Source organism: Pseudomonadales bacterium, from assembly GCA_013215025.1.
GTDB lineage: Bacteria > Pseudomonadota > Gammaproteobacteria > Pseudomonadales > DT-91 > DT-91.
This window is the reverse complement of the sequence record JABSRR010000093.1, coordinates 1-6,310: the sequence shown is the minus strand read 5'-3', so window position 1 is coordinate 6,310 and position 6,310 is coordinate 1. Positions and strand designations below refer to the sequence as shown.

Sequence of the window (6,310 nt, the reverse complement as noted above, 5' to 3'; positions counted from 1 at the left end):
CACCGCCGACAAAAACCTGCTGATGTAAATCTAATTCATCCAATGTTTGCCGAACATCTGCAACTAACTGCTTTTCTAAGCGGTAGCGAGACTGCTTCAATTGCTCTAATGCACGTACAGCGCTGGCAAGATCAGCGTAATCACCGTAGCTAGTGATTGCGCCGCTTTGTTTGGCACTATCAATACTGTAGCGCAGCTCACGCACCGCATCTGCAGGGCGTATATTAATTTGAATCGCCAGCGTACTTTCATCTTGGCTGGTTAGCAGCTGCTTATACACAGGGCTATTGGCAAACTCCTGCCTTGCTAAATCAAGGTTCAATGCTGGGTCTTGCAAATAGCGAACGCCACTCGACATAGAGGATAGATTAACTTTTGGCGAATACAGCAAAGGCACATCGAGATAGCTGACGACCGACTCTACCCCTTCGATATTCCGTAAACGTTCACTCAACAAACTCACTTGCTGCATGGTTTGCGCTGAAAATACACCGCTCTCGCTTTGCGCTGTGGGTCGAAATGCTAAAAATAAAAAGTCTGATGTGCCAAAGGTTTGGGTGACATCGCGATAAATTTGCAGCGAAGCGTCACCCTCGAGCAGCAATGAATCTGATGAGGCATCAATTTTTAACTGCGGAATAAAGCTTGCAAAAAATACGGTTAGCGTAGCAATGCTCACTAACAATAAACGCGGAAAGTCCAGTAAGGCGCGATAAAAAGACAACAACATAATATCGCTTACTCAGCCTCACCCCAAGCAGGCATAAGTAGCGCTTCTGCCGGTAAGCTTAACTGCTGCAGAATTCGACTAACGACAAAATCAATCAAGTCGTTAATACTTTCAGGCTTGTGATAAAAACCAGGGCTTGCCGGCATAACCACTACACCAAGCTGCGCCAATTTGTGCATATGCTCAAGCTGAATTGCACCAAGCGGCATTTCACGCGGCAGTAAAATAAGTTTACGCTGCTCTTTTAAGCAAACGGTTGCAGCACGCTCAATTAAGTTCGTCGAATGCCCGTTTGCAATCGCCGATAAAGTGCCTGTGCTGCATGGACAAACCACCATCGCTTGCAGCGGATGTGAGCCAGATGCGACAGGTGACAGCCAGTCGGTTTTAGACCAAAGCTTTAAACTGGCTTTGCGCTTATCATGATCAGGTTCGAACAAACAGGCTAAGGCATCGGCAGAATCAGGCAATAAACAGTCATGCTCTAGCCTAGCAACTTCTCTTGCAGCCGATGACACCAAGACATGAATCACACACTCCTGCTGCAGCAAACATTGCAAAAGACGTTTGGCATAAACAAAACCTGATGCACCTGTAAGAGCAACACAATAATGTGGAATCGCCATAAATTTATTCGCCTAAATATTCAATCAGTCGTTGGTGAAAACCAGCAAATCCACCGTTACTCATGATCACTATTTGATCATAGGGCGCTGCAGATGCGGCAACTTTTTTAATTAAGGTTTCGATACTAGAGACCTGCTCACCTGCTGCAGCGGCTAATTGCCAGTCTTGGTCATGCATAAACCAGAATGCCTTATCTGCATAGCCCACTGCATCAATCAGCGCTTGCTGATGGACGCCCATCTTCATGGTATTTGAGCGCGGCTCAATAACCGCAATCAATTTGCCGCTGCGCTGATGCTGCTGGTTTTGCGCCTGCAAAGCTGCGGCGGCCCCCTCAAGTGTGCTCGCAATTGCTGTTGGGTGATGGGCAAAATCATCAAACACGCTGATGTGATTAACCGTGGCCAACAACTCCATGCGCCGTTTCACGCCAGCAAAGCGCATTAATGCTTCTGCTGCCTGCTGCGGTNTCACGCCAATATGTTCTGCTGCAGCCATAGCCGCCAGTGCATTACTGATATTATGTCGGCCCGTCATCGACCATTCGATCGACTCAGCAGCTTGCATGGATGGCGATAGATAACAAAAACTNGAGCCATCGGCTTTGTTCAGCTTAGCCTGCCAATAATCGGCNTTATTTGTAAATTCAGTATCAATAATGCTAAAGCCCTGCTGCTCTGACCAAATACCCTGCTGCACCACAGCATCCAAATTTTTGTCAGCTAAATTCACAATAGTGCGGCCAACACCGGGAACAATACGCAGCAAATGATGAAACTGTTTTTGAATCGCCGCTAAATTATCGAAAATATCAGCGTGATCAAACTCTAAATTATTCAACACCAGAGTTTTTGGCGCGTAGTGAACAAACTTACTGCGCTTATCAAAAAAAGCCGTATCGTATTCGTCGGCTTCAACCACAAAAAACATACTCTCGCCGAGTCTGGCAGAGAATGGAAAGTCCTGCACCACGCCGCCGATCAGAAAGCCTGGTTTTAAGCCCGCTTGCTCGAGAATATAAGCCAGCATACTGGCAGTTGTGGTCTTACCGTGAGTGCCGGCAACCGCCAAAACCCAACGATCTTTGAGAATATAGTCATGTAAAAATTGAGGCCCAGAGGTAAACGGCAAGGAGCGGTTGAGCATATACTCAACCATGGGATTACCGCGGCTCAGCGCATTACCCACAATTATCAAATCAGGCTCGACTGCGAAATGCTTGGGATCATAACCCTGATCCAACTGAATGCCCGCTTGTGCAAGCTGTGTGCTCATCGGCGGATACACATTGGCATCGCAGCCTGACACTTGAAAACCTGCTTCTCTGGCAAGCACCGCCAGTGAGCCCATAAAAGTGCCACATACGCCCAGGATGTATATATGCATAACGCCTGCAATTCCTTTTCGCACAAACTGCATTGAAGATGCTATGACCACAGCGCTTGGTATAGCAATTTTTCGAAAAATCAGTATGATACAGCCCTTTTGTGTGCAAGCACACCTACATATTAGAAATTATATTTTTTGGGGTCTATATGGCAAAGAAAAATGCCTTTTATGCACAGTCAGGCGGCGTTACGTCGGTTATCAACGCCTCTGCCGCTGGAGTCATCGAAACCGCTCGCAGCTATTCACAAATTGGCAAAGTGTATGCTGGCAACAATGGCATCTTGGGTGCGCTTACTGAAGAGCTTATCGACACCTCAAAAGAAACCAAAAAAACGATTGCGGCACTTAAACACACCCCTGCCGGCGCCTTTGGTTCTTGCCGTTATAAATTAAAAAGTCTGACCGATAATCGGGCAGAGTATGAGCGCCTCATCGATGTATTTAAGGCGCATAATATTGGTTATTTCTTTTATAACGGCGGTGGCGACTCGGCAGATACTTGCAACAAAGTATCACAGTTATCAGAAAAAATGGGCTACCCGATTCAGGCGATTCACGTGCCCAAAACCGTCGATAATGACCTCCCCTTTACCGATTGCTCACCAGGCTTTGGCTCAGTTGCTAAATATGTTGCGGTTTCAACACGCGAAGCAGGCCTCGATGTAGCCTCGATGTGCGAAACCTCAACCAAGGTATTTATTCTGGAGGTGATGGGACGCCATGCTGGCTGGATTGCGGCAGCAGGTGGCTTAGCCGCCGAGCAAGAAGGCGATGCACCGCATATTATCTTAATGCCTGAAGTTGCCTTTAATAAAGACAAGTTCTTACGCAAGGTTAAATCCACAGTAAAAAAACACGGCTTTTGCGTCATCGTGGCGTCTGAGGGTACCCAGTATAAAGATGGCACTTTTTTAGCTGACTCCGGCACAGTTGATGCGTTTGGCCATAAACAACTTGGTGGCGTTGCACCGACTCTCGCGCAAATGGTAAAAGATCAGCTGGGCTACAAATACCACTGGGCATTAGCTGACTATCTGCAACGCTCTGCACGTCATATTGCATCTAAAACCGACGTAGAACAGGCTTATGCCGTTGGTGCTGCTGCGGTACATAAAGCGATGGAAGGTAAAACAGCCATTATGCCCTGTATTGTCCGCGCCAATACTAAAAAGTATCGCTGGTCAATTGGTGAGGCGCCGCTTGATAAGGTTGCCAATGTTGAAGTAAAAATGCCCAAGAAATATATCGGCAGTGACGGCATGAGTATTACACCGGCCTGTCGTGAGTACTTATTACCGTTAATTCAAGGTGAAGATCACCCGCCTTATAAAAACGGTCTTCCGCAATATGCCAAACTGAAAAAAGTTATGGCTGATAAAAAACTAAAGCGCAAATTTAAACTCTAAGTATTGATAACAAATACTTGTTAAAGACAGGCTTAGCAAAAGCAATATTTATTTACAGTAGGTAGTACGATGTTTGATTTAATTAATCCAGAAAATAACAACACTGATAAGCTCGTGTGGTTAGGCCACCTCAGCCCTGACAGTGATACAATTGGCTCAGCCATTGGCGCCGCCGAGCTGTTCGGCGGCGAAGCACGTCGCGCGGGCGCATTAAACAAAGAAACGCAGTTTGTCGTTGATTACTGTGGTGTTTCTCTGCCACCAATGATTGAAGCAAAAGAAGGTCAACAGATTGGCCTAGTCGACTTCAACCAAAAAACCCAGCTGCACAAATGTGTTGATATGAATGATATTGTAGCGATTATCGACCACCATGCGATTCAAGATCAACCTATTACCTTTAATAACGTCATCTCTATGGATATCCGCCCATGGGGCAGCGCTGCAACAATCTTGGCGGATTATTTTGAAAAACAAGGCAAGACCCCAAGTAAAACCACAGCTTGCATGCTGCTGGCCGGCATACTGTCTGACACCTTAATTTTTGAGTCACCGACTACCAGCCCCTATGATCGCCCTTTTGCTGAAAAACTAGCTAAAGCCGCGGGCATTGATGATGTCGTTGAGTTTGGCACCAAAATGCTTGAAGCCAAGTCTGATTTAGCCGATACCGCCACCTACGACATTCTTAAAGGCGATTTTAAGCATTATGAAATCAACGGCACCAAGGTTGGCTTTGGCGTTGCTGAAACCCTGCTACCTGACCAACTGATCGCGCGTCAGCAAGAGTTTTTAGAAGAAATGAAGGGCGAGAAAGCAAAACAGGGCCTTGATCACATTTTCTTTGCCATTGTTGATACCAAATCTAAATTGAGCCACCTTGTTATTTACTCCGAGCAAGAAGGCGAGTTAGCTAAGCAAGCTTACGGTGAAAACTTTGCCGATGGCTGGATGAAACTGCCTGGCTTAATTTCTCGCAAAAAACAGCTCATGCCCGTTATCCAAGACGTGCTATCTGCCTAATCAATTGTGCAGGCTTAAGATAAACAATAAGCCTTTATTAATGCTAACTTAACATCAAAGAGGCTTCGGCCTCTTTTTTTGTGCGCCTAATAAAACTTGGTGGCAGTCAGCCTATATGCCACTGTGATATTTGAAATCACTTCTAGCCTGACTTATGCTGTTATTTTCAACAAAATAGAGCAGCTTATGAGTTATAACCTTGTACCGGCAGGTAAATCACTGCCCGATGATATTTATGTCGTGATCGAGATTCCGGCTAACCATGCACCGATAAAATATGAAATAGAAAAAGACTACGACTGCCTGATGGTAGACCGTTTTATGGCTACACCGATGTTTTATCCAGCGAATTATGGCTATATCAATAACACCTTGTCGGACGATGGCGACCCTCTGGATGTGCTGGTGGTCACCCCTTATCCAGTAGCGCCGGGCGCAATAATTCGCTGTCGAGCGATTGGCATTTTAAATATGTCTGATGAAGCAGGTCAGGATGCAAAACTGCTAGCGGTTCCACACAGCAAGTTAACTACTCTTTACAATGATATTGAGAATTACACCGATCTACCGGAACTACTAATCCAGCAAATTGAACATTTTTTTGAAAACTACAAAGATTTAGAAAGCGGTAAGTGGGTCAAGGTGGACGGCTGGGCTAATGCCGACGCAGCCCGACAAGAGATTAGTAAAGCAGCTGCTGCTTACGATTCAAACTGATTAAAAAGGGGGCTAATGCCCCCTGATGATTAGACGATTATTTCGTCTTTTTCTTAGCGGCTTTTTTCTTCGCCGGCGCTTTCTTAGCTACTGCTTTTTTCTTCGCTGGCGCTTTCTTTTTAGCTGGCGCTTTCTTTTTAGCTGGCGCTTTCTTTTTCGCAGCCGCTTTCGCTTTTGCAGCCTTAGCCTTAGCCGCAGCCACTTTCTTCGCTGCCTTCTCTACATCAGCCAAGTCAACGTTTGGCATAGCAGCTAATATTTCTTTATAAAGCTTCGTGCCCTTTCGAATTTGCTTGTGTTCGCAGTAAGACGCCACAGCTTTTTCCCAGGCGCCTTTTAGACCATGCGCATTCGCAGAAAAGCTGGTGCAAACAATCTTGCCGGTTTCTTCAGATGAAATGCCAACCTGAAAGATAGG

The 6,310-nt window shown here is 45.9% G+C and carries 7 protein-coding genes; 3 read left to right on the top strand and 4 right to left on the bottom strand.

Annotated features, from left to right (window positions below):
• The 3 genes from HRU21_07995 to mpl form a co-directional block, all read right to left on the bottom strand.
• Positions 1-730, bottom strand: a 730-nt coding sequence (locus HRU21_07995) for a hypothetical protein (protein NRA42233.1), incomplete at its 3' end; no start/stop codon positions are given.
• Positions 731-738: 8 nt separating this feature from the next.
• Complete coding sequence (locus tag HRU21_07990; protein NRA42232.1) at positions 739-1,356, bottom strand: UbiX family flavin prenyltransferase; 618 nt, start codon at positions 1,354-1,356, stop codon at positions 739-741.
• A 4-nt stretch (positions 1,357-1,360) separates the two neighbouring features.
• Positions 1,361-2,743 (bottom strand): UDP-N-acetylmuramate:L-alanyl-gamma-D-glutamyl-meso-diaminopimelate ligase, encoded by a 1,383-nt coding sequence (mpl, locus tag HRU21_07985; protein NRA42231.1) that lies wholly within the window; start codon positions 2,741-2,743, stop codon positions 1,361-1,363.
• Positions 2,744-2,892: 149 nt separating this feature from the next.
• On the opposite strand from mpl, the gene HRU21_07980 reads away from it, so the two are divergent.
• The 3 genes from HRU21_07980 to ppa all read left to right on the top strand — a co-directional run bounded on the left by HRU21_07980 (position 2,893) and on the right by ppa (position 5,892).
• Positions 2,893-4,152 carry a 6-phosphofructokinase gene (locus tag HRU21_07980; protein NRA42230.1) on the top strand — a complete coding sequence of 420 codons (1,260 nt, stop codon included), beginning with the start codon at positions 2,893-2,895 and terminating at the stop codon, positions 4,150-4,152.
• 69 nt (positions 4,153-4,221) lie between these two features.
• Positions 4,222-5,175: a manganese-dependent inorganic pyrophosphatase gene (locus HRU21_07975; GenBank protein NRA42229.1), complete on the top strand. Its 954-nt coding sequence runs from the start codon at positions 4,222-4,224 to the stop codon at positions 5,173-5,175.
• A gap of 186 nt (positions 5,176-5,361) precedes the next feature.
• Positions 5,362-5,892 carry an inorganic diphosphatase gene (ppa, locus tag HRU21_07970; GenBank protein NRA42228.1) on the top strand — a complete coding sequence of 177 codons (531 nt, stop codon included), beginning with the start codon at positions 5,362-5,364 and terminating at the stop codon, positions 5,890-5,892.
• 37 nt (positions 5,893-5,929) lie between these two features.
• Here the strand turns inward: ppa and HRU21_07965 are convergent.
• The coding region (locus HRU21_07965; GenBank protein ID NRA42227.1) for a hypothetical protein at positions 5,930-6,310 on the bottom strand (381 nt) is incomplete at its 5' end.

Coding starts and splice junctions, on each gene's coding strand:
- ppa (NRA42228.1), top strand. CDS start 5,362: ATGAGTTATAACCTTGTACCGGCAGGTAAATCACTGCCCGATGATATT.
- HRU21_07980 (NRA42230.1), top strand. CDS start 2,893: ATGGCAAAGAAAAATGCCTTTTATGCACAGTCAGGCGGCGTTACGTCG.
- HRU21_07975 (NRA42229.1), top strand. CDS start 4,222: ATGTTTGATTTAATTAATCCAGAAAATAACAACACTGATAAGCTCGTG.
- HRU21_07990 (NRA42232.1), bottom strand. CDS start 1,356: ATGGCGATTCCACATTATTGTGTTGCTCTTACAGGTGCATCAGGTTTT.